The organism is Streptomyces polyrhachis (assembly GCF_042663125.1).
Taxonomy (GTDB): domain Bacteria; phylum Actinomycetota; class Actinomycetes; order Streptomycetales; family Streptomycetaceae; genus Streptomyces; species Streptomyces polyrhachii.
In genome coordinates, this window is the sequence record NZ_JBHSZO010000009.1 from 123,463 (window position 1) to 143,328 (window position 19,866).

General features: G+C 68.6%; 17 protein-coding genes and 3 pseudogenes. 1 reads left to right on the plus strand and 19 read right to left on the minus strand.

The window, feature by feature from the left end; all coding sequences use genetic code 11:
* Positions 1–130 precede the first annotated feature (130 nt).
* The 10 genes from ACFQLX_RS08380 to ACFQLX_RS08425 all read right to left on the minus strand — a co-directional run bounded on the left by ACFQLX_RS08380 (position 131) and on the right by ACFQLX_RS08425 (position 9,440).
* Entirely contained in the window at positions 131–2,488 is a 2,358-nt protein-coding gene (locus ACFQLX_RS08380) for an nSTAND3 domain-containing NTPase (protein WP_386413477.1), read from the minus strand.
* Positions 2,485–3,321 carry a hypothetical protein gene (locus ACFQLX_RS08385; protein ID WP_386413479.1) on the minus strand — a complete coding sequence of 279 codons (837 nt, stop codon included), beginning with the start codon at positions 3,319–3,321 and terminating at the stop codon, positions 2,485–2,487. The genes ACFQLX_RS08380 and ACFQLX_RS08385 overlap by 4 nt, the downstream gene beginning before the upstream one ends.
* A gap of 172 nt (positions 3,322–3,493) precedes the next feature.
* A complete protein-coding gene (locus tag ACFQLX_RS08390) occupies positions 3,494–3,634 on the minus strand; it encodes a hypothetical protein (RefSeq protein WP_386413480.1) in 141 nt (46 codons plus the stop codon).
* A gap of 530 nt (positions 3,635–4,164) precedes the next feature.
* Positions 4,165–5,115 carry an SPDY domain-containing protein gene (locus tag ACFQLX_RS08395; protein WP_386413482.1) on the minus strand — a complete coding sequence of 317 codons (951 nt, stop codon included), beginning with the start codon at positions 5,113–5,115 and terminating at the stop codon, positions 4,165–4,167.
* 114 nt (positions 5,116–5,229) lie between these two features.
* A complete protein-coding gene (locus tag ACFQLX_RS08400; protein ID WP_386413483.1) occupies positions 5,230–6,081 on the minus strand; it encodes a winged helix-turn-helix transcriptional regulator in 852 nt (283 codons plus the stop codon).
* Positions 6,082–6,105: 24 nt separating this feature from the next.
* The gene (locus ACFQLX_RS08405) at positions 6,106–6,858 is read right to left on the minus strand and encodes a large ATP-binding protein (RefSeq protein WP_386413485.1); all 753 of its coding nucleotides are present in this window, start codon (positions 6,856–6,858) and stop codon (positions 6,106–6,108) included.
* Positions 6,859–6,929: 71 nt separating this feature from the next.
* Positions 6,930–7,595: a hypothetical protein gene (locus ACFQLX_RS08410; RefSeq protein ID WP_386413486.1), complete on the minus strand. Its 666-nt coding sequence runs from the start codon at positions 7,593–7,595 to the stop codon at positions 6,930–6,932.
* A complete protein-coding gene (locus tag ACFQLX_RS08415) occupies positions 7,592–8,068 on the minus strand; it encodes a hypothetical protein (RefSeq protein WP_386413487.1) in 477 nt (158 codons plus the stop codon). Before ACFQLX_RS08415 ends, ACFQLX_RS08410 begins: the two co-directional genes overlap by 4 nt.
* The gene (locus ACFQLX_RS08420) at positions 8,065–8,844 is read right to left on the minus strand and encodes a glycosyl hydrolase (RefSeq protein WP_386413488.1); all 780 of its coding nucleotides are present in this window, start codon (positions 8,842–8,844) and stop codon (positions 8,065–8,067) included. The genes ACFQLX_RS08415 and ACFQLX_RS08420 overlap by 4 nt, the downstream gene beginning before the upstream one ends.
* Complete coding sequence (locus ACFQLX_RS08425) at positions 8,841–9,440, minus strand: DUF4913 domain-containing protein (protein ID WP_037882112.1); 600 nt, start codon at positions 9,438–9,440, stop codon at positions 8,841–8,843. Before ACFQLX_RS08425 ends, ACFQLX_RS08420 begins: the two co-directional genes overlap by 4 nt.
* 986 nt (positions 9,441–10,426) lie before the next feature.
* Between ACFQLX_RS08425 and ACFQLX_RS08430 the strand changes: the two genes are divergently transcribed.
* Positions 10,427–11,263, plus strand: coding sequence for a hypothetical protein (locus ACFQLX_RS08430; protein WP_386413489.1), 837 nt, complete (start codon positions 10,427–10,429; stop codon positions 11,261–11,263).
* Positions 11,264–11,406: 143 nt separating this feature from the next.
* Here ACFQLX_RS08430 and ACFQLX_RS08435 read toward each other — a convergent pair whose 3' ends face one another.
* From ACFQLX_RS08435 to ACFQLX_RS08475, 9 genes and pseudogenes are all read right to left on the minus strand, one after another.
* Positions 11,407–12,357 (minus strand): hypothetical protein, encoded by a 951-nt coding sequence (locus ACFQLX_RS08435; RefSeq protein ID WP_386413490.1) that lies wholly within the window; start codon positions 12,355–12,357, stop codon positions 11,407–11,409.
* A 345-nt stretch (positions 12,358–12,702) separates the two neighbouring features.
* Positions 12,703–14,058, minus strand: a complete 1,356-nt coding sequence (locus tag ACFQLX_RS08440; RefSeq protein ID WP_386413491.1) for a tyrosine-type recombinase/integrase — start codon at positions 14,056–14,058, stop codon at positions 12,703–12,705.
* Positions 14,059–14,268: 210 nt separating this feature from the next.
* On the minus strand, positions 14,269–14,784 hold the full coding sequence (locus ACFQLX_RS08445) for a DNA cytosine methyltransferase (protein WP_386413518.1): 516 nt from the start codon (positions 14,782–14,784) through the stop codon (positions 14,269–14,271).
* Between the two features lie 43 nt (positions 14,785–14,827).
* A pseudogene (locus tag ACFQLX_RS08450) lies at positions 14,828–15,094 on the minus strand (hypothetical protein); the annotation flags it as partial.
* Positions 15,091–16,263: pseudogene (locus tag ACFQLX_RS08455) on the minus strand (DnaB-like helicase N-terminal domain-containing protein). The pseudogenes ACFQLX_RS08455 and ACFQLX_RS08450, both read right to left, overlap by 4 nt.
* Positions 16,260–16,490 carry a hypothetical protein gene (locus tag ACFQLX_RS08460; protein WP_165684135.1) on the minus strand — a complete coding sequence of 77 codons (231 nt, stop codon included), beginning with the start codon at positions 16,488–16,490 and terminating at the stop codon, positions 16,260–16,262. Before ACFQLX_RS08460 ends, ACFQLX_RS08455 begins: the two are co-directional and overlap by 4 nt.
* Positions 16,487–18,275, minus strand: a pseudogene (locus ACFQLX_RS08465) (type IV secretory system conjugative DNA transfer family protein). Before ACFQLX_RS08465 ends, ACFQLX_RS08460 begins: the two are co-directional and overlap by 4 nt.
* 95 nt (positions 18,276–18,370) lie before the next feature.
* On the minus strand, positions 18,371–19,036 hold the full coding sequence (locus ACFQLX_RS08470) for a hypothetical protein (protein ID WP_386413492.1): 666 nt from the start codon (positions 19,034–19,036) through the stop codon (positions 18,371–18,373).
* 91 nt (positions 19,037–19,127) lie between these two features.
* Positions 19,128–19,853: a hypothetical protein gene (locus tag ACFQLX_RS08475; RefSeq protein WP_386413493.1), complete on the minus strand. Its 726-nt coding sequence runs from the start codon at positions 19,851–19,853 to the stop codon at positions 19,128–19,130.
* Positions 19,854–19,866: the final 13 nt, after the last annotated feature.

Here is a 19,866-nt window from a genome sequence, read left to right on the forward strand (position 1 = left end):
CGACGCAGAAACACATGCTATCCGTCGCGCGGCAGTGGCAACTCCGGGCCCTCCCGTGCGCGCGGCGCACACCGGCCAGTTGGCGTCGTCCACTGCCTCTAGTTGGTTCAAGGTGATGGTCGGCAGCTGATCATTGGTCGATGTCGTCGAAGAGGCTGCGTCGGCCTCCAGAACGCTGACGGAGCTGTGACATCCGTTCATGAAGGCTGGAGGTGTTGGGAGCCCAGTCGTTGGCGGTGTCTTCCGACGCTGGGCGGATTTGCTGGTAACTGTCAATTGCCCAGTCGAACCTTAAGGCTGTTTCGGTGTCCTGTCTCTCATGGAACGCCTGCTCATACAACCGCAGGGCGTTCTCGACCGGATCGTCGTCCCCGTCACCGCTGAACTCTGCAGCCCAGTCCTCCACCCTGTCTTGCAGATGGGGGACGAGTTTGCGGAGCACATTCCCGAACATCGCTTCGCGGTCCGTATCGGTGAGGAGGAGGTGCCAGTCGTGGTCTTCAATCCAGGAGGCGTCTGGGCTCGAGACGGCTAGCTCTTTCATGCGGTGAATTGCGCGTTGCCGGAATTCCTCCGGCAGGAGATGAGCCTGATGAAGTCGTGAGAGTACGATCGTCAGCTTGTCATAGCTTGCGGGTGAATCGAATTGGTCAAGTTCTTCGTAGATCTGTGGATCGGCAGCCACGTAAGCGCACAGGAAGCCGTCGCTACTGTCATGCGCCAGGTATGTCTGTACGGCCCATTTCCGTTCGTGGAACTGACGCCAATCCTCCAAAGGGCCGCGGCGCTGTTGACGCAGGGCGGCCAAGCGGTGGGCTACCTCTTCGTAAAGGGATGGCGGGATGCGCAGCAGTGTGCCCTGGCGTTGCGTGCTGCTGGGGGAGAGGCAATCAGTGCGCGACAGCAGGGCCTGATCGCTCATGCCGATGAGGACCATAGGCAGTAGATGGGGTTGAGTGGTCAGCCAGCCGGCGAAGCCTTCCCGGAGGGTGGGGTGGTGGAACGTCCAGTACTCCTGCCCGTTGGAGGAAGTGTTGAGACGGAGGAAGGTGCCGGCGAGCGCGGCCAACGCTTTGCTGACGCCAGCCGGCGTGGAGCCGGCTCGCTCAAGGATGTCGCGGTCGCTGGCATCGAAAAGGACGGGGTTTGGCAGGCCCGGCAGCGCTTTGTCTCGGGCCGTTGCGTAGGCGAGTGCGAGCGCCGCGTGGGCGTGGGCGTCCAACTGGTCGTAGAGATCGTTGAGCAACTGCTGCGACTGGGCCATGAACGTCGTGACGCCCTGTTGGGTCATGGCCAGATTGGCAGTAAACGCCTGAAGCCCAAGGCGGCGTGCGGCCTCGGGGCGGAACGGGATGGCGTCAGATGCTGCTTCCAAGTGAGGCTTCATCTGGGCGCGCAGGTCTTGGGGCTGATCGCCAGCGGCGAGATGGTTGTACAGGATCTGTTGCCGCTCTTCGCGGGTGAGGTCGGCGACGTCTACGGTGACCTGCTGCTCGTGTAGTAGGGGGTACGAATACGGCTTTAGCAGAGGTCGGGCCTCGTTGTAGATGTAGCTGCGCGAGGTCAGCACCACTCGGGCGCCGTTCTTGACCGAGCTCATCACGTGCGGCAGGTCGCGTGCCCAGGCGTGGGTGAGGTGTTCCTCGTGGCGGACCGCGCCGAAGGCGTCGTCGAGCCAGAAGAACTGGTCCTTCTCGTGCGGATTCCAGCGTTGTACGAGTTCCTCGGAGGTCCGGGCCTTGATAGCCAAGCAGTCCCAATTATCAGCCGCGCTGATGGCCAGCATCAGCGCGATGACGGACTTGCCGACGGCCGGGTCGCCCAACAGCAGCACAAAGCCGTGGTCACGCAGCGCGCGGGCGGCCTTGCGGTAGGCGCCGGTGACGACGAACGTAGCCACCTGCTCGGGCGCGGACGCCATGAGTACCGAGGCCTGGGCGTAGGCACGCTCGTCGAGGATCTGCGAGAGATCACCGAGCCCGTAGACGCGGGGGACGAACATTCGCAGCCTGCGGTGCGTGGCGATCATGTCGCTCAGCCACTGACCGTCCAGGACTAGCGGATGCGCGACCCCGCATACGCTCAGCCGACGGCGGATCTCCTCCTCGGAGGTGCCGGTGACCCGCGCGTTTGTCAGCAGTACGTACGTTCCGCACACCCCGCGCTTCACCAGGGCGTTGACCTTGTCGAATTCGTCCTCCAGCTCCGACGGGGCGAGCGTGGCGTCGGCCTTCTTGGTGTGCTTGCACTGCAGCACGAACGACCCTGGCGGAACGTCTCTAACGCCACTGAGGTCGGTCGGCGGCTGCCAGGTGCCGTAGAACGCGCCGTCTCGGCCTCCGTCGTTGGAGTCGGCGAATGCCTGCACCGACTGCCCCCATACCTCCCGCAGGACAGCCGCGCACAGGTCCTGGAAGGCCCGCCAGCCCAAGGTGTGCAGGGTAAACCGGGGAGAGCCGGCAGCCACGACTTCGCCTGCGCTGCTCACGCGCCGTCCCCACAGTCGTGTTCATCGGCGTCGTGGTCGGCGAGTGCGGCCATCGCCTCCCACATGGCCTCATCGTCATAATCCGGCACCACCAGGTCAGGTGTCAGGTCGTTGCTGTCAGGGTCCAGGTTTTCGGACTGGGCCATCACCTCGATCAGGAACCGTCGCGCGGCCTTCAGCAGGCCGGAATCATCCAGCCACAGCCCGAACTCCAAGCTGCGGCGGGAGCTCCCCGTGCCGTTGGCGCTGCCTAGCCACAGTCGGTGCGGCGTGAAGCCGGTGACATCTGCCACGCCTCCCAGAGCGTCCTCGTCATGCCACCACAGCTCTCCTAGCAACAGCATCTTGGTGTGGAGTATCGGGACGAGATGGTTTCCGGCCTTGCGATAGCCCAGGGTGCGTAGCGCCGGGAGCCGGACGCGTTCCTGCGGCGAGCCAGGGCCCAGCACTGGTGTCTTGCCGTCCTGGTGGAAGCACAGCTCCTCTAGCTCGGAGAAAGCCCAGGTTGGGAGGCCAGCCGCGTCTTTCACAGCTTCAGCGACCTTCCGCAACCGCTCTGCGTGGTACTTGCCCCGTGGCTGCTTGCTCACGACCACGCACGCGGCGGGGAACTCGGCGATGCGCTGCAGCAGCTCGGCATCGTCCACCCACAAAAAGGCCCCGAGCATCGCAGGCCCCAGGCTTCTCGAACGCCGCTGCTGTTCGAGATCACGCCGGAACTTGTCAATCCCCCCGATGAGACCTGCCAGCACGTTCGTCCCGAACTGGACAGGACGCTTCCCATCCTCTAGGACTGCCTGCACGTCGAACTGCTTGGAAAACGACGGATCCATGTGCCCCCCTGTGCTGCCAGCATTATGACGCGACACCACAGATTGCCGGGTGCTGAGCGGCAGCGGGGGAGCGTGGTGGCCCGTGATCCCTTCAGTCCTCGCCGACCTGACGCGTAGCTGACCGGCGCCAAGACGTCGGCTGCAGGGGTACGGACGCCCTCGACCAGGACCTTCACCGAGACAGGAAGCAATTCTCCACGACGGTGCCGTCCGTGGCGATCCCGGCCGCGAACTCGCCCAGCAGGCGGCGGCGGTGGAGCAGCTTGTGATCGCCGCACAGCCAGTCCGCCCAGATCGTCTTCGGGTACAGCACGGGGGTCGGATGCGTGCAGCTGCGCGGCAACGTCGGGATGATCGGCCGCGAACGCCTCGGCCTCCTTGACGACGTGGTGGAAGACCAGCGTGCGCCGGAAGTTCTCCTCCGAGGACGCCTTGAGCAGCGCGGTCTGGAGCGCGGCGAGCCGGGCCCCGCGGACCTCGTCCGAGCGGCACTCAGCGCCCAGGACCTCCGCGGCTTGGAGCCGGGTGTCGGTGATGTCCACGCACACAGTCTGGTAGAGGGCACAGATCAGGCACGTATCCATGCCGGGACAGGGCGTGAAGACGGTCCTGGTGAACGGTTACCGCGCTGTCCGTGATGGCCAGGGCCGCGCGGGTGTGCATGGCGCAGCGCAGGAGCGGGTCCTCGCTGGGGCGGCGGACCCCTAGGACCTCAAGAGCTTCGATGGGCTGGCCCCAGGCGTTCTCGATCATGGCCGTGGCCTGGTCGAGCATGGTGGTGGGCATGGTGGAACTCCTGTTGGGCGGGAATGGTCGCGGGTGGAGAGCAGCTTGGGGTGGGAGTCAGCGTCCGCGCCGGGGCGTCGGCGAGCTGGCCGGCAGCCGGGCAGAGGTCGCGGGCGCGGGGTGGCCCGTCCGTTTCTGCGCCGCCCCTGTGGAGCGGCTCTGCGCGGCCATCACCCGGAGGTCGGCTGCTGTGCGTGGTGCCCGCGCGGCACGGTGTACGGCCTGGGTGACCGCGGTGCGGCGTACGTCCAGCGGTGTCGGAGCGCGCGAGACCTGAGTCTCAGCGATCGGCGTGGCCGAAGCGACAGGAGTCATCGTGACCAGGTGCTGCATCCGCCGGTCGACTTGGTGGCGTTCACGGACCACCGGGGTCGACTTCGCCATCACAGTGGCGGTTGCGGCGATCAAATGCGATGGGGTGCGGGCCGTGAACGTCGCTTCGGCACGCGTGCCCCAGCCCAGCGGGCCAGCCCACAGCTCGACGGTCGTGCGGTCGGAGCCGTAGCCGCGCCGATCGATAAGGATGCCCGCTTGGTCGTCAGGAGCGATGATCTCGACGGTGCCGAGTTCAGCAGCTCCGTCAAGGTTCCAGCCGGCATCGGTCAGCGGCCGGACGGTGTCCCTCCAGGGGACGGTTGGTCCTGTCAAGAAGCGGCCGGGGGTGTCGGAGGCGATGGCTTCGTCGTAGTCCTGGACCAGTGCGGCGGTGAGGCCGGCGACCATCTCGGCTGGGGTGACGTGGTTGAACGTCGCCGTCCAGCGAGGCGCCGAGAAGGCGTCCTCGGCTGCGCTGATCTTCCACAGTTCGAAGTCGTCGCCGAACCAGCCGATCCGAATCCGTTGGTCGGGAGAGGTCACGAGGAGCTGGCAGGGGCCCTCATCGAGGTACTGATGGGGCCAGTGGGCGACGGGCGCGAAGCCAGCCTCGCCGGTCCCGTTGGAACCAGCCAGATACATGGGGCTGACCAGTACCTCTTGGTACCGGGTCGGGTCATCAGGGGCGTACATGGTCGAGTCTCCGGAAGCGAAGGAGGAGAACGGATCCGCGTGCGCAGCGGCGGGAGACGCCGGAGCGCACACGGATGCCGTAGTGGCGGCGAGCGGCCTCTAGTTCTCACCCCGTCACCGGCCCCGGCCCGGTGCCGACTGAGCGGTCACGGCCGCCGGCACCCGTGGTTCCGGCTGAGGCGCGTGGCTGAACATGACGTTCGACGCGGCGGCGCTCCGTCGTAGGGCCGCCGCGGTCCGGGCGCTGTCGGCTCCCGCCCCCAGCGGAATGCCGACGTGGGTGCGCGTGGCTGCCGCTGTCGGACGCGGGGCTGCTGTTCCACCTCGCCGCGCGAAGGGCTGGCTCCAGTGCTCGACACTCGCGTAGACGGCCCCCAACGCCTGGCCGGCATCGGTGAGTACGTAAGGGTCTCCGTGCCGGGAGCCCGTCCGCGTGACCAGGCCATCGGCCTGAAGCCGGACAAGTCGCTGCCGTGCGAGGCCGTAGTCCAGACCGGCCGCCTCGGCGATGTGAACGAACCGCATCTGGCCGTCAGCCGAGTCGACGGCCTGAATCGCGGCAGTTGAGTGCCGAAGATGCAGGCGGCGCAGCGCGTCCTCGACACGCTCGGCTTCGGCCATCGGTTCCTGTGTCAGGTGGGTGCGGGACCAGTCCGACACCGTGCGGAGGACGGGCGCCAGAGACGTGCCGAGCGCGCTGAGCCGGTACGGCGCGCCCCGCCGGTCGTCATCGCGGATCACCAATCCGTCAGCGTGCATCGTGGCCAGCCGTTTGCCGACGAACTGCTCACTGACGAAGGGGAGCTGCGCAGCAACGTCGCGGACGCGCACGGGGCCGTTCACCTGGGCCAGGGTCATCGCCGTCCAGGTGGTCCACTTGGGCCCGATCCGGGCGAGAGCCTCCTCGACGCGCAGGGCATCGATGGAAGCGGTGGAGAAGGTGGGGGGCAGGCCGGGGGTAGCCATGGTGGGGTCTTTATCGGGATGAGGTCAGCGTGAGCGGGGGGTCGCGAGGGAGGTCCTGGCGACGGGCACGGCGGCCGAGTCGGAGGGCGCGCCTGACGTGGTCCGCGTGGTGGTGCGGCCGAGGGCGGCGGACACCCGGGAGGTCGTCGCGCGACCATCACGCAGGGCGGCTTCCCCCTGCGCAGTGAGCGAGAGGAGCTGGCCGGGCCGGTACACGTTCTCGGTGATGTCCTGATGCAGTAGCCCGTCGGCGACCAGCCGCTGCACGGTCTGCGGGAAGACCGCCGGGTCCTGCCACTGGGCCTTCTCCCGCGAGATGTACGGGTCCTCGCCGATCGCGTTGCGGCGAAAGCGAACACCTCCGGCCGCAACCGCTTCGAGGGCTACCAGCCCGCGCTCCCCGGCGACGGCCCAGTCGTCGTCCCGGCGGGGCCTCGTCTTCTGGCCCTGCCCGTGGCTCTTGTTGCTCGCGTGTTGAGCAGGCTCGGGCGAGGAAAGAAGCCGGCGGTAGGCGGACAGGGACTTGACGAGCTGGCTGTATGCCCGGTCCTGCTGGGCCAGGCCGTCTCCGAGGTCCGGGAGAGCTGTGTGCAGCAGCGCGTACGAGACCTGGGCTTGGCCGACTTCATGCCGACCAGTGCCTTCGAGCAGCCGCTGAGCGCGCTGGACCGCGTTGAGCACGCTCTCGTGTCGCTCGTCCAGCGCCGCTGCGGCTTCGATGACGCGTGTAGCGGCCTGGTGCAGCGGCTCCTCCGGACCATGTGCGAGGGCGTGCACGCTGACATCCCCGACACCGAGCACTTCGACGACGAGATAAGGCCCAGGGTGTGTGTCTGCGTCGTACGGGTTCACTCCGTCGTCTCCATCCGGGCGAGCAGGGAGCGGACCAGAGCGGGCAGGCTCCCGGGATCGTTGTCGAGCCGAGGGCGGTCGCTCACTTCGCTGAGGAGATCGGCGTCATCGAGCAGGCCGCTGGAGATCTCCATGCAGGCGTCGGTGATCCGGGCGGCGGCGAGCAGCGACTGGGAGAGAACCTCGACGTAGTCGTCCGGCGCGAGGCCGGCGGCCTCGGCTGCGTTACGGACCGCCTCCAACTCAAGTGCGTTGAAGGCGAAGTCGAACTCGTCGTCCCGCTCAGTACCACCGGGCGCGGCGACGATCGGGGCGCGTGGCTCCGTGGGTATGCCCACGCGGGTACAGATCTCATCGACCGAGGAGGTCAGCTCGGCGAACGACTCGGTGAGCCACCCCAGCGCGGAGGCGTAGGAGGCCAGAGCGAACAGGCCCGCCGAACCAGCAGCGCGTGGCTCGGTGGCCACGAAACCCTCGAACCGGTCGTTCAGCTCGGTGATCACACGGGGCCCAGCGGCCAGCGGACCCAAGACGGGATGCAGGTAGGAGCGGGCGGCTGCCGTCGGGTACTCGGCGGCAGGGATGCCGCCGACGTTCTGAGCGGCCTCGGTGAGGAGATCCGCCAGCTCTGAACGGGTGAGCGCAGTACGGTCGTTGGTCATCGCTGGGCGACCTTTCGAGAAGCAGTGGCCGAGGGCGGCGCTGGTGACGGGGCAGCCGCGCGGCCCGTTGTCGGCCGTTCGGTGGTGAGCGTCGAGCGAGACCGGGCGGCCTGCACGCGGGCCTCCATGGCGGAGTCCGGGCCGACCCCTTGCTGGGGCTCGGTCCGTAGGTGGGCCGCGCGGTAGACCGCGTAGTCCTTCCGGCTGCCAGCCGCCACGAGGTAGATCTCGCGCTTGTGGGTCGAGGTCGGTGGCGCTTGGCGGAACTGGATGACCAGCCGGTAAGAGACCTCCGGGTCGACGTACACCTTGTGGAAGCCGGCGAGGCGGCCCTTCAACGGCAAGCAGTCGTCGCTTCCGTGGACCAGGTTCTGCAGCTCCAGCAAGGCCAAATCGCGCATCTCAGAGGGGAGTTCCCGCAGGTCGGCAATGGCGTCAGGGTGCGCGGCGAAGGCGAAGCGGGCGCGGCTCACAGCAGCCTCCCCTGGACCGCGCGCTGGACCGGTACCGCCGCTGACGCGCGGGGCGCGTCGAGCCCGGTCTGCGGTGTCGGAGAGGTTCCGGCGGACCGGGAAAGGGCGATTCGGGCGATGCGGGCCCGGACGACAGCACCGTTGTGGTCGCTGTACTCCGGAGGCTCGGGCAGCGGTTCACTGCGCTCGTCCAGCCAGGTCTGGGCGACGCCGACGTCGGGGAAGGCGCCTTCGCGCATCGTGTACGTGCCGGCGCCGTGGTTCCACTCCTCGTAGAAGAGGCGAACCGGTGCCTGGGTGGCCTGGGAGTCGTTGACGAGTGTCCACGCCTCGCTGGGGTTGTCGTCAGAGGTGTAGGTGTCGAGGACCTCGTAGCGGGTGTCCGACGTCTGGATCTGCTGTTCCACCTGGAGGGTGAGGTCGTCGGCGGGCTTGATGTAGTCGCCACCGTGCAGTGCGATCCGTTCGAGCGGGCAGCCGCGTTCTGCCAGCCAGTTCTGTGCGAAGGACGCCGTGGCGTGGTGACTCGTCTCGAACGTGAACGTGGACTGCCGCAGATCCCGAGCGACCGCGATCGCAACGAGCTGTGGCTCGCCGGGTATCCCCCAGGTGACCGATCGGTCGTGGGCGAGGACGAAGCTGTGCGAACCGTTGGGTGTGGTGTGGTGCTGGGACAGCACCGTCAGGTCGCCAGCCCAGAGAGCCTCCATCGCTTCCTCGGAGTCGTCGTTGACCGGCGATAGATCGGCGAGGCTGAAGTCGAGAATGTCGTTCACGCCGCCACCCCCGCCTGCTCGGGCGCCGGGGTGGCCAGCACACGGTGATTGGGGCGAGTTGCGCTGGTCGTGCAGGCTGCGAACGGTCCGTCGGGCGCACGCAGGTGCGCCAGGGTCTGGTCCAGGTGGTCGCGGTGCCAGGTCGAGGGGCCGGACAGGCCGGCCTCCGTGTCGGTGAACTGCTGCCAGGCGAGCCAGAGTGCGTGGAGCCGGGCGACAGCCTCGGGGTGTTCGTGCCAGTGCGCGCACCAGGGACGGCTCGTGCTGATCTCCCGGCCGTACACCGGCAGGAAGAGGTAGTTCACCCAGTCGCTGAGAGCAGCGAGTTCGACGGCGTACTCCTTGCCGCCCAGGGCGAGGATGAACACCGAGGCGGGGCCGTCGGGCTTCTTCCCGTCAGCCGCCTCGGCTTCCGGAGCGCCGTCCGGCGGCTGGATGGCGCCGGGGTCGGGCTCGGAGCCGAGGCGGTCGAGGATGACGCCGTGCTGCCTGACCTCGGCCATGGTCTTGGCGAGGGTGCTGGCGAGGTCGTCGAGGTCTGCGTCGGGGACGCGGTACGGCTCGGGGCCGGGGGAGGTCGGGCTGGTGTCGGCCATGGGGGTGTGCTCCATCTGTGAGACGGCGACATGCCCGAGAGGATCCGGAGAATCAGCGGTTTGGTCCGGCCGGAAGAACGCGGTAGTGGAGCGCTATCGGTCGGCGCAGCGGGGACAGCGGAGGAAGGGTGGTGCCAGCAACTGCAAGGCACGCTCAGCCTGTTGTGGGACGACGCCGTTGCCGAGCGCGGTGAGCTGCGCTGGACGGCCGAGCCCCGGAGTCGCGGTGACCCAGCCGGCGTCGAGGCCCTGCATCCACTCCACGAAGTCCGCGCGGAGCCGACCGGCCGCGTCCGTGGGAGCCGGGGCCGGGCGGGTGAGGCTCTCCCATCGGGTGATGGCGGATCCGTACGCTCCCCATCGCCGGTCCGCGCCCCCGCCTCCGGCGTCTCCTCCGCCCAGAGAGGCAGGACCACCGCCGACAAGGGAGGCCGCCATCCCTTCCCGGGGCGGCGGCCCGGGGTGCCCGTGTCGCTGGCCCTCGGCGTCGGCAACAGAGACGCAGCCGCACTGGGCAGGGTCATGTCGCCATTGCCGTGCCGCTGGTTCGGCGAACCCTTGATCCCGTGAAGTTCGTGGGTTCAAGATTTCTGAGGGTTCTTCGGCGAGAACCCTGGGCTGTTACCGCGGGCTGCGAGGGGGTCGGTCCTTGGGTTCGGCTTCGTGGTTGGCGGGGGTGAGTGTCCTGTGTAGGTGGCCCTGGCACAGGACAACTTCACCTTTCACCTGACGCTGCACATTCCAGTTGGATCTTGCATACGGCTGCGGTCTCGTACGGCGAGACGGCCGGCAGCCTGGGCATGACCGCTGAAGATGGGGTGCCGGTAAGAACCGTGTCACCAGCCGCTGAGCGAAGGAGAGCAGTGTTCGTGATCCTCAAGCAGGCTCCCGCCGAACGTGCGAGCACGCATCGGTGGTCGCCCATCTCTGGCGGATCTCCGGGAATGGACTGTACGGATGCTGCTGCTACGGCATCCTGATCAACTATGTCGACTCCTGAACCGCTTACGGCCGACGATGAGACGGACAAGAGGCCGTTGTGGAAGCGCTACCAGCACCTATCTAGCCTGATTGCTGGCGCAGTGCTGGCGGGGCTTCTGTACGGCCTGATGCAGATGCGTAAAGACTTCAGTGCGGAGAAAGCGACGGTCCCGGATCGCGCCGCGCAGTGGATCCTGGATCAGGCTGGCTGGATCCTCCTTGCAGCGGTAGTCGTGCTAGCCCTGCGGGCCTGGATGGACGACTCGTACAGCGACAGCCCCGTCATCGAGGAAGGCCGCGAAAGGGTCCGCGTAGCCCAACGCAATCTGGAAAACGTGCTTGAAGGTGAGGACAGGGCGCTCGCCCTGGGGCGGCTGTGGCACCTCACCCACGAGCGCCTGAGCCTTTACCACGACATCGCTACCGGCCAGGCCCGCAAGTCCTTCATGAGCGCGCAACGCGCCATGACCGCCGGCTTTGTACTCCTCGTGGTCTTTGTCGTTGCTGCAGCCCTCGCAGACAGCGTGGCAGTGGCAGCGGTCGCTGGTGGCCTGGGCGCAGTGGCTGCCGCCCTCGCAGCCTTCGTGAGTAAGACCTTCGTGAAGAGCCAGGAGACCGCTGCCGAGCACCTGCGGGCCTACTTCAACCAGCCTCTGGAGTTCTCCCGCTACCTGGCCGCCGAACGCCTTCTGAACGATCCCAGGCTGTCCGATGAGAAGAGGGCCGAAGTCATCGGAACAATCGCTGAAATCATCGCCAACGGTCCGCAAGGTCCGCTGGCGGAAGCTGGCGCCGACTTCCTCGGGAAGTTTCCGCAGCTTCTTGAGGGCGACCAGAAGTAGACCAACTGCCCCGACCTGTCAGGTCCGAGGACTGATCACTGTAGTTTGCGTCTGGTGACACAGTTCTTACGGCACCCCAAGATGCAAGGTAGGTCTGTGTAGCTGTGGCGGCGATCGTGCAGCCGTACTCTTCATCCCGCTGATCACGGCTGTTGACGGATGCAGCCCTCAGCCGCATCGGCAGTAAGGAGTCGGCGGGCGAGGGTTGCGTACTTCACGGCGGTCGTCTCGGAGAGGTTGAAGATCGCGGTCAGGTGCAGGGGGTCGGCTCCGGTTGCGAGGGCCTCACCCAGGACACGGTCGGCGCGAACCCGGTCCAGGCTGACGCCGTGCAGCGTGAGCTGCCGCTTGAGGAAGTAGGCGCTGACCGGGTCGGTGCCGTTGGCGGTCTGTCGGGAGACCAGAACGTGCCGGTTGAGGGTGCGGGGCCAGCGGGTTTGCCGCTCGGCGAGCCAGGCCCGGAGTGCGACGCGGGTGAGGTCGCCCATCGGCTGGAGGTTGCCGTCGATGGTGATGCGGTCCTGGTGGAAGTCCAGGTCGTCCAGCAGCAGAGCCCGGATCGCCTCGCCTCGGGCGGCGTGGACGGCGGCCAGGGCGACGGCCAAGCGGGCGGGCGGCGCCTGGGCGGTCGTCTGGATGTGACTGATCTCGTCGTCGCTCATCGGCATGACCGGGCCCGGCGGGCGGCGGCCGACACGGATGCCCCGCAAGGGGTTGGTGAAGATCCGCCTGTTCCTCTTGGCGTAGCGGAAGAGGGGCCGCAGGGACGCGAGGGCTGCGGTGTACTGGCTGCCGCGGAGGTCGGCGATCGCGTCGGTGACGTCCTGGCGGGTGATCTCCCGCAGTTGGGTCCGGTGCTCGGCCCATTTCTCCACGACGGGGCGGACGGAGCCGAAGTAAGAGTGCAGGGTGCCCAGGGCCCGGGGCCGGGTGCGGGCGTCGCCGTCCAGAAGCCACAGCAGCCAACCCCGCACGTCCGCAGCGAAGCCGTCGGGTAGTTCGGCGGTGCGGCGCTCGATCCACTTCAGGGCGGCCGATGTCCGGTCCTCGTCCAGCAGGTCCAGAGCGGCGAGGATCTCGGCGGTGCGGCGCATCGGCAGGTTCGTCCCAGCGAGTTCCTGGCGCAGTGCGGTGTGGCTGATGTGCCCGCCCGTCTGGCAGGCCGGTCAGGAGGCGACCCAGGGCCTTGTGGACCTGGCGATGCAGGTAGACCGTCCAGCCCCGCTCTTCGCCGAGCCTGATGGCGTACTTCCGGGCAGTGCCCAGCGCCCCCTCTCCTGTGGGCCTGGGGATCTTCAACTCGGTCGGGCGTTGCTGGGACCGAGACCTCCCGGGGTGGCGCTGCCGGTAGGCCCGGCTCCTGCACGCTCCCGAACAGTAGACGCGCTGACGTCTGGGCCCGGGGCAGACCGGGACCGGCTCCGCGCAGACCGGGCAGGTCATCGCGGCGGCAGGGATCGGGCGCCGCGCGAGCGCGGGATGACCGCCGGGGACGGCGCCGAGTGTCCGGCGGTCTTGCCGGCCGGCGTCTCGGTCGCCGTGCTGCGGATGACGTTCTCCGGCTCGGGCGTCATGATCTCGGTGATCTCGCAGCCCAGGGCCACGCAGATGACTTCGAGGTCGGACAGTTTGATGCTGGCCGGGGTGCTCGACCACAAGCCGGACATCTTTCCCGCGCTGATCACCAGGCCGTGGTCGGCGAGGAGGCGCTGGAGCTCGCTCGCCTTCCAGATCCCGCGGTGGGCCGCGGCCAGTCGCAGGTTCCACTTCATCGGGTTAGTCCCTTCCACCGGGACTCGGCGCGCTGGTGGGCGGCCGTCCAGGCGTCTTCGATGTGCGTGCGGTGCACGTGTGATGTAGCGCATCGTCGTGGCGATCCAGGTGTGCCCCAACAACTCCTGGACAGCGATCAGATCCATCCCGGACAGGTAGAGCTGGGAGGCACAAAAGTGCCGCAGGACGTGCGGAGTGAGCTTCCCGGCCCAGGCCGGAAGATGGCGGGCGGTCGCCTCTGCCAGCGCGGTGCGGAACACCTCGGCGCCCGCGCGGCCGGAACCCGTGCGCCGCTCGGACGGGAACAGCGCCGCCCCTGGAATCATGGGGTCGGCACCGAACTGGCCCCAGACGTCCTCGACGTACCAACGTAGGCTGCGGTCCGCGCTGTTGATCAGTGGCACCATCCGCTGCTTCGGGCCAGAACGGTGTGAGCCCTTGCCGAAGCGCACGTTCAGTTTCCCGAACCGCCCCAGGTCCCAGCGGACGTCGTCCAGGTCGAGCATCCGGGCCTCGTTGATCCGCAGCCCGACATCGGCGGACAGGCGGGCAACGGTGTAGTTGCGGGCGACGGGAGCGAACTTGCGGCAGGTCGCGAGATCGTCGCGCCACCCGGTGAAGAGCTGCTCGATCTCATCGCCGCTGGGCGGAATCCGCAGCTGCGGCGTGACGGTCGCCCGCGGGCGGTTCATCTCGTCGAGCGGGCACTCCACCAGCCGCCCCGTCAGCTGATGGAGTGCCGCGCGGTGCCGCATCTCCAGGAAGTCGAAGAAGACACTGATGGCTCCGGCCCGGCCCGCCCGGAGCGAGGGGGACGCGGCACGGATCACCTTGCCGAAATACGCGTCGACGTCCGGAGGCTCCATCTCCCACAGCGGCCGGCCGAACCAGTCGCGCACCTTCTCCAGGTGTCCGATGTCACCCTGGACCGTCCCGTCGGTCAGACCGGCTGACGCACGAGCCAGGACGAAGCCCGCCAACACGTTGGTCTCGAAGTCCTCCAGCTCCTCCGGTGTTGGCACACCGCGCGCCTGCCGGAGGTCTTGGACAACAGCTAGGGCCAACCTGTGCCTCCCCCACTTCAGCGCCGCCGAACGGCGACACGAGGGAATGAAACAGCTTCAAGAATCCCGAAGGACCCTCATCCGGCCCACCTCCACACGATCGGGTGAGGAACACCCTGGCCAGCCCCTGGAGCAACACCTCCGGGAGGAGCACCCTGGGAACGAACATCAGGCTTGTTGCACACCGACGCCTTCGGGGTCGGCAGCAGCAGCCACTCGACCTCGTCGGCCAGGTTCGGACCGTGGCCCCCGCTCTTCCGCTTCGATGGATGCTGGCTGTCGCCGTTCTTCCCGATGTTGCTGGTCGGCGTCTTCAGCAGGGTGCCCGGCGGGCCATGCGGCGAGGAAGGTCCGCTCGCGGCGGTGCGGGGCCCCGACGTCGGAGGCACGAAGCACGAGCCACTTCGCGTCGTACCCGAGGTCGGCCAGGGATCCGAGTACGGCACCGAGTGCCCGCAGAGCAGGCTGACCTGCGGTGTCTCCCAGACACCACGGGCAGGGTTCCACGTCGCCAGGGGAACCGGCGGGGGAGGTGAGGAGGCCACGCACATTCTCGATCACAACCAGGCAGGGTCGGAGGGCTGCGACCGCACGGGCGACGTGCAGCCAGAGCCCGGAGCGGGTCTGGGCGTTGAGTCCGGCCCGGCGGCCGGCGACCGAGACGTCTTTGACAGGGGAAGCCAGCCGTCAGGACGCACACCCGGGGGACGGTGGACCAGTTGACGGCGGTGATATCGCCCAGGTTCGGGACGCCGGGCCAGTGGCGGGCCAGGATGCGTGAGGCGTTCGGGTCGACCTCGGCATGCCAGGCGAGCGTGCCGCCGAGCGCGGACTGCACACCCAGGTCGAGGCCGCCGTACCCCGAGCAGAGAGACCCGATCAACGGGGTGGCGAGGCTCGGGGCCGTGACGCGTAGGTCCGGCGCGGCTGCGGAGATGGGGTAGATCAAGGCGGGTTCCAGGGGCAGAAGAGGCTGGTGGGGAGGGGGCCTCACGGGTGGCCGCGCGAGGGTGGTCGGGCTGCTGACAGCGTGGGGAGACGGCTGGCCGGGGCTGGGGGTGACGCGCCTGGGCGGGGTGTGCTGCGGGCGCGGGCGGCCTTCACTCGGTCGGGCGGCGGCTCGGCCGCCGACGGAGCGGATGCCGTGGTCTTCGGAGCCGGACTGCTGTTCGCGGTGGCCCAACGGGCACGTACCTCGTCGAGCGGACCGAGTTCGTGCAGGGCGTGGTTGATCAGTCGGCCGGGCCCCAGAACCTCGTCCTGGGCCAGGGTCCGGATGGCTCGCGCGGAGGCGGCGGCGGTGCGGGTGACGGAGGAGCGCATCACCCGCTGTCCGAACCAGTCGGCGCTGCCGGGGACCATGCCTTCGCAGACGCCGGTCAGCTGCTCGCTCGACACTGTGCCGTCGGCCAGCAGGCCGCGTCGCTGGGCCTCCCAGAGCAGGGTGATCCGGTCGATGGGTTCGCCTCGGTGGTGCAGCGCGCCCAGGCACCGGTAGAGCTGCCCGTGGGTCGGGTCGGCGAAGTCTCCCGGCCGCAGCCAGGCCACCACCTCGCCCATGGCCCCCGGCTGTTCGGCGAGGACGGCCAGGAGGAACCGCTCGTCCTCGGCGACCTGGCCGCTTTGCGCCGGAGGCGGGATGTCCGTGGCGGCAGAGGGCCCAGCGGTGGGTGGGACCGGTCGAGGGTCGGTTCCCCAGCGTCGTGCAAGGTCGGTGAGTACGCCGGTCAGGACGTCCGCCGTGCGCAAGGCTCCCTCGACCTCGCCCTGGACGGCGTCGGCCCGAGCCGCCTGGTGGAGACGGATCGCGTGCTGGGCGACGGTGCGGTGAATCGCCCCCTCCAGCACCATGCGTCCGTACACCGGGGCGTGCTCTGTTCGGGGACACGCCTAGATCAGGGTGTGGGCGTACGCCGCGGTCAGCCCGCGCACGTGCTGTCCGGCCTCCTCGACCGCGTCGGTCACCCACGACAGCGGCAACGGACCATCGGCCGAGAGCGCGGGATGCCCGTCGTTGCGCAGCTTGCGGAGAGCGTCGAACAGCGCCTGGTGGACCGGCCGATAGAAGTGGTCCGCAGCGAGCCACTCCAGGTGCGTGAGCTGCTCGGGGTCGAGGAGTGCGGCACCGAGCACCGCCTGCTCGGCGCTCATCAGCGGGTTCACCGCCGGCCTCCGGGATCAACGCAGGGCGCCTCGTCTTGCCGGATGAGGAGGTTGGCGACTGCCTGGTCGGCAGCGGCCATCGACAGCGCGAAGTCGTCCAGGACGGCGGTGAAGGCGGGATCGGAGGCGGGAACCGAGCCTGCCCCGCCGTCAAGCCACCACCGGCCACCGCGCAGGACGACCGGAGCGTGGGCCAACCGCCCCTGCTGTGGTGTGGGCGCGCTCATGCCGACAGTCCAAGATCGTCCTGGCCGATGCTCTTCGCGAGGGCACGCTCGGTGATGGCCTTCGTGGCGCGAGCGGAAGCCGGGCCGACCACCTTGGCGGAGGGCTCCTTGTACCAGGGCTTGAGGTTGAGCATGGCGACCCGGATGCCGGTGGCCAGCAGCAGAACCTTGCCCTTGGGCAGGGCGCGGATGGCGTCCGGCGGAAGGATCCGTTCCGTGCGCATGCTCACCGAGGTGGACTTGCCGCCCTCGCTGGTCGACACCGAGGTGGTCTGGACGTCGCGATCGCCGACCTGACGGCTGAGCCGGTCGGCGAAGTCCGCGTCGTCGATGCCAGATCCGATGATCTTGATGGTGGCGGCGGAGTACAGGGCGTCCATACCGGCCTCGCCCCAGCACCGCTGGCCCTGACGGTAGGACTGCAGGATCGTCATCGGGATGACGCCTCGGCTGCCCAGGTGGCTGTAGAGATCAGGGAGGTCCGAGATGCGGCAGACGTTCGCTGCCTCGTCGAGGACGCACAGGGCGGGCGGGTCGAGTCGCCCGCCGGAGCGCTCGGCCACGATCACGGCCGCGCGCATCACGGCGTCGGCCGCTGCAGCGATGATCGCGGACGCGCTGCCGCCGCCGTCCTTGCTCAGCAGGTACAAGGTGTCGCGGGACGTGGCGAAGGCGAACGGCTGGAACTCGGGAAGGTCGTCGTTGGGGGTGACCCAGGCGGCGACGTCCGGGTCGAGCAGGCAGCTCGCGTACTGCCTCGCCGTCTCGTAGATGCCGTCGCGCGTTTCGGTCGCGCCGGAGACGGTGCCCTGGAGCTGGGCGGCGACCGCATGGTGGCCGGCGTCGGTGAGCAGGTCCACCGGGGTGCGGTCGGCCGGCATCGCGAGCCAGGCCAGGACGTCGGTGATCGGCCGCCGGTGGGACGCGGCGGCGAGGAAGAGGGCACCGAGGGTGTTGCTCGCGGCGGTGGACCAGAAGTCGGAGCCGCTGGACTCGTCCACGCTCGCGGTCACGAAGTGCCCCGCCAACCTCTTCGCCCCGGCGAGATCGCGGGCGTCAGCGAGGATGTCCCACCACATCTCGCGCGGGTGGTGGGCGATCTGCTGCGGATCGAGGGTCCAGATCGTGCCGACCTCGGCACGGGCGTCCACCGTGGTGGTGAAGGCGTCGTTCGCGGCTTTGTTACTGGTGAGCAGGACCGGGCCCGGTGCCGAGAGGATCGCGGGGATCGCCAGCCCGGACGTCTTGCCGGAACGCGGGGCCATGATCGCGACGATCACGTCCTCCCAGGACGCGCGGACCTCCGCACGACCGGGATCGAGGGTGCCGAGCAGGATGCCGCGGTCAGCGGGCAGGACCTCTTTTACTCTCCCGGCCGCCCAGGCTCGGGCGCAGGCTCTTCGCCTTGGCGACGATCTCCTTGTCCAGCAGCGGCGCCAGGTCCGCCTTCCGGGCGAGGCCGGACTTGGACCCGGCACGCCACCGCATCCACAGCACGGCAGCGGTGACGACCAGGGCAACGGTGAACAGGGCGGGGACGACGCGGGCGCCAACCATCAGCATGCTGGTGCTCAGGGCTGGCCACAGCACCTCCGGGTGCAGCAGCGCGTCCGTTATGCGGAAGGGGGCCCATGTCCCGCTCCCGACGAAGGTGTTGGTGAGATTTCCGGTCAGCCAGGTCAGGGAGCCGAAGGCCATGGCGGCGCCGAGGATGCCGAACAGGAGGTAGAGGAGCGCGTCTGACCCGGTGGTGGTCGAGGGCGCGCTGGTGCGCGGGGAAGGCACGGCGGTTCCTTGGGTGTGCGAGCGGGCAGGGGCGGGGCGCGCTCGGCTCTCGTGCAGATCATGGGGGTACTCCTAGACGTCTGAGGCGGAACGTTTCAGCGGGGTCGGCCGGCAGAACGAGGCGCGGGCGGAGGTGCTGCGGTGGCCGGCGGACTGCCGGTCGACGGCGATGTTCCGGCGCGCGGCGAGGAGGCGCGGGCCGCCCGCTGCCGGTCTGAATCGACGTTCTGGGCAGCGGACGGCACAGGAGCAGCCTCGGCACCGAGGACGTCGTCCAGCAACTCCCGGCTGCGCAAGACGTTGACCATCTGGTGGTGCCGGGGGTCCGTGCGCTCTGCGGGACAGGCAGCGAGACCGTCCTCGGCGACTTCCAACTGCTCACGGACGTCCTGGAGCATCCCGTACGCAGCTGCCAGTCGGGTCCACGTCTCGAAAGTCGGATTGTGATGCGGGTCGTCGAAGTCGAGACGGGCGCGAGTCCAGTCGGCGGCAGAGGCGACGAGTTCGGTCAGCTCGGGCAGAGCCCCGACCAGTGCGCCGTTGACCTCCTCGATGATGCCCGCCACCTCATCGGGCGAGGCGTCCTCGTGGAGGCGAGAAATCATCCCGCGAACCGAGTACGGATCGGCGGAAGCGCTGGGCAGGTGCCTGACCTGCAGCGGCTTGTCGGAGCCCGGTGCCACGCTGCGGTGGGCGAGCCGGATGTTGTGCTGCATAGCCGCACCGACGGCCTCGCCGATGCTGGAGTAGTACTCGGGCACGTTTGCCTCTTCGGGTGAGTGGTCCTTGACGGGTGAGTCGAGCGGAGGCGCGCGACGTACTGGAGGCCGACGGCGGAGAGGGCGGCCGGGGTCAGCGTCGGGGGGTTGAGGCGCGCGGTGGGTGACCCGTCGCAGAGCAAGGCGCCGTCTGGGAACTGGACGCCGAGGAGACCTTGGCCTGGTTCGCAGCAGGAGAAGTGGCGAGAGCGGCACCACGGTGATCACGGACGGTCCGTGCTGGGGAGTAGCTCGTCGAAGCGTCGCCGACGCGGCGTAGCTCGGCCTCGGAGTCGACGAGTTCGGACTGGGCCGAGCTGACGAACTCCGAGGCGAAGCCGAACCGGTCCGCGAGCGCATACGCGTCGTCGTCCAGGTCGTTGACCTGTTCTCCCGCTGCTTCCAGCGCCTCCCGGACACGCTCCAGCGCACCGTGCTCGGGGTGAAGGAGGTGGTCGACTGCCCGCTGAAGGCTGGCTCCGTCTTCGGCCGCACGGATCTGGTCCGTGATGCTGAGGAGTTCAGCTCCGGCGGCGTAGGGCCCCAGCGCATGCACCGGAGGGCTCATCCGGGCCGTGTCGAGGGACGGTGGAAGGGTGACGTCATAGCGAGCGGCCCGAAGCATCTCGGCCGCATGGCTGGCGACGGCGACCTGGTCGGCGAGCGGAGTGGTGGTGGGCAGGCGATGGCGTCGGCCGTGCCAGTCGTCGATCTGCTTGAAACCGGCGTGACGGAGGAGCTGCGCGGAGAGGTCATCAGTAGCGCCCTTGGCAACGACGCTGCCGCTGAACTCGGACGTGATGGTGATCGAGGTAGGCACGGAAGTCTCCGGG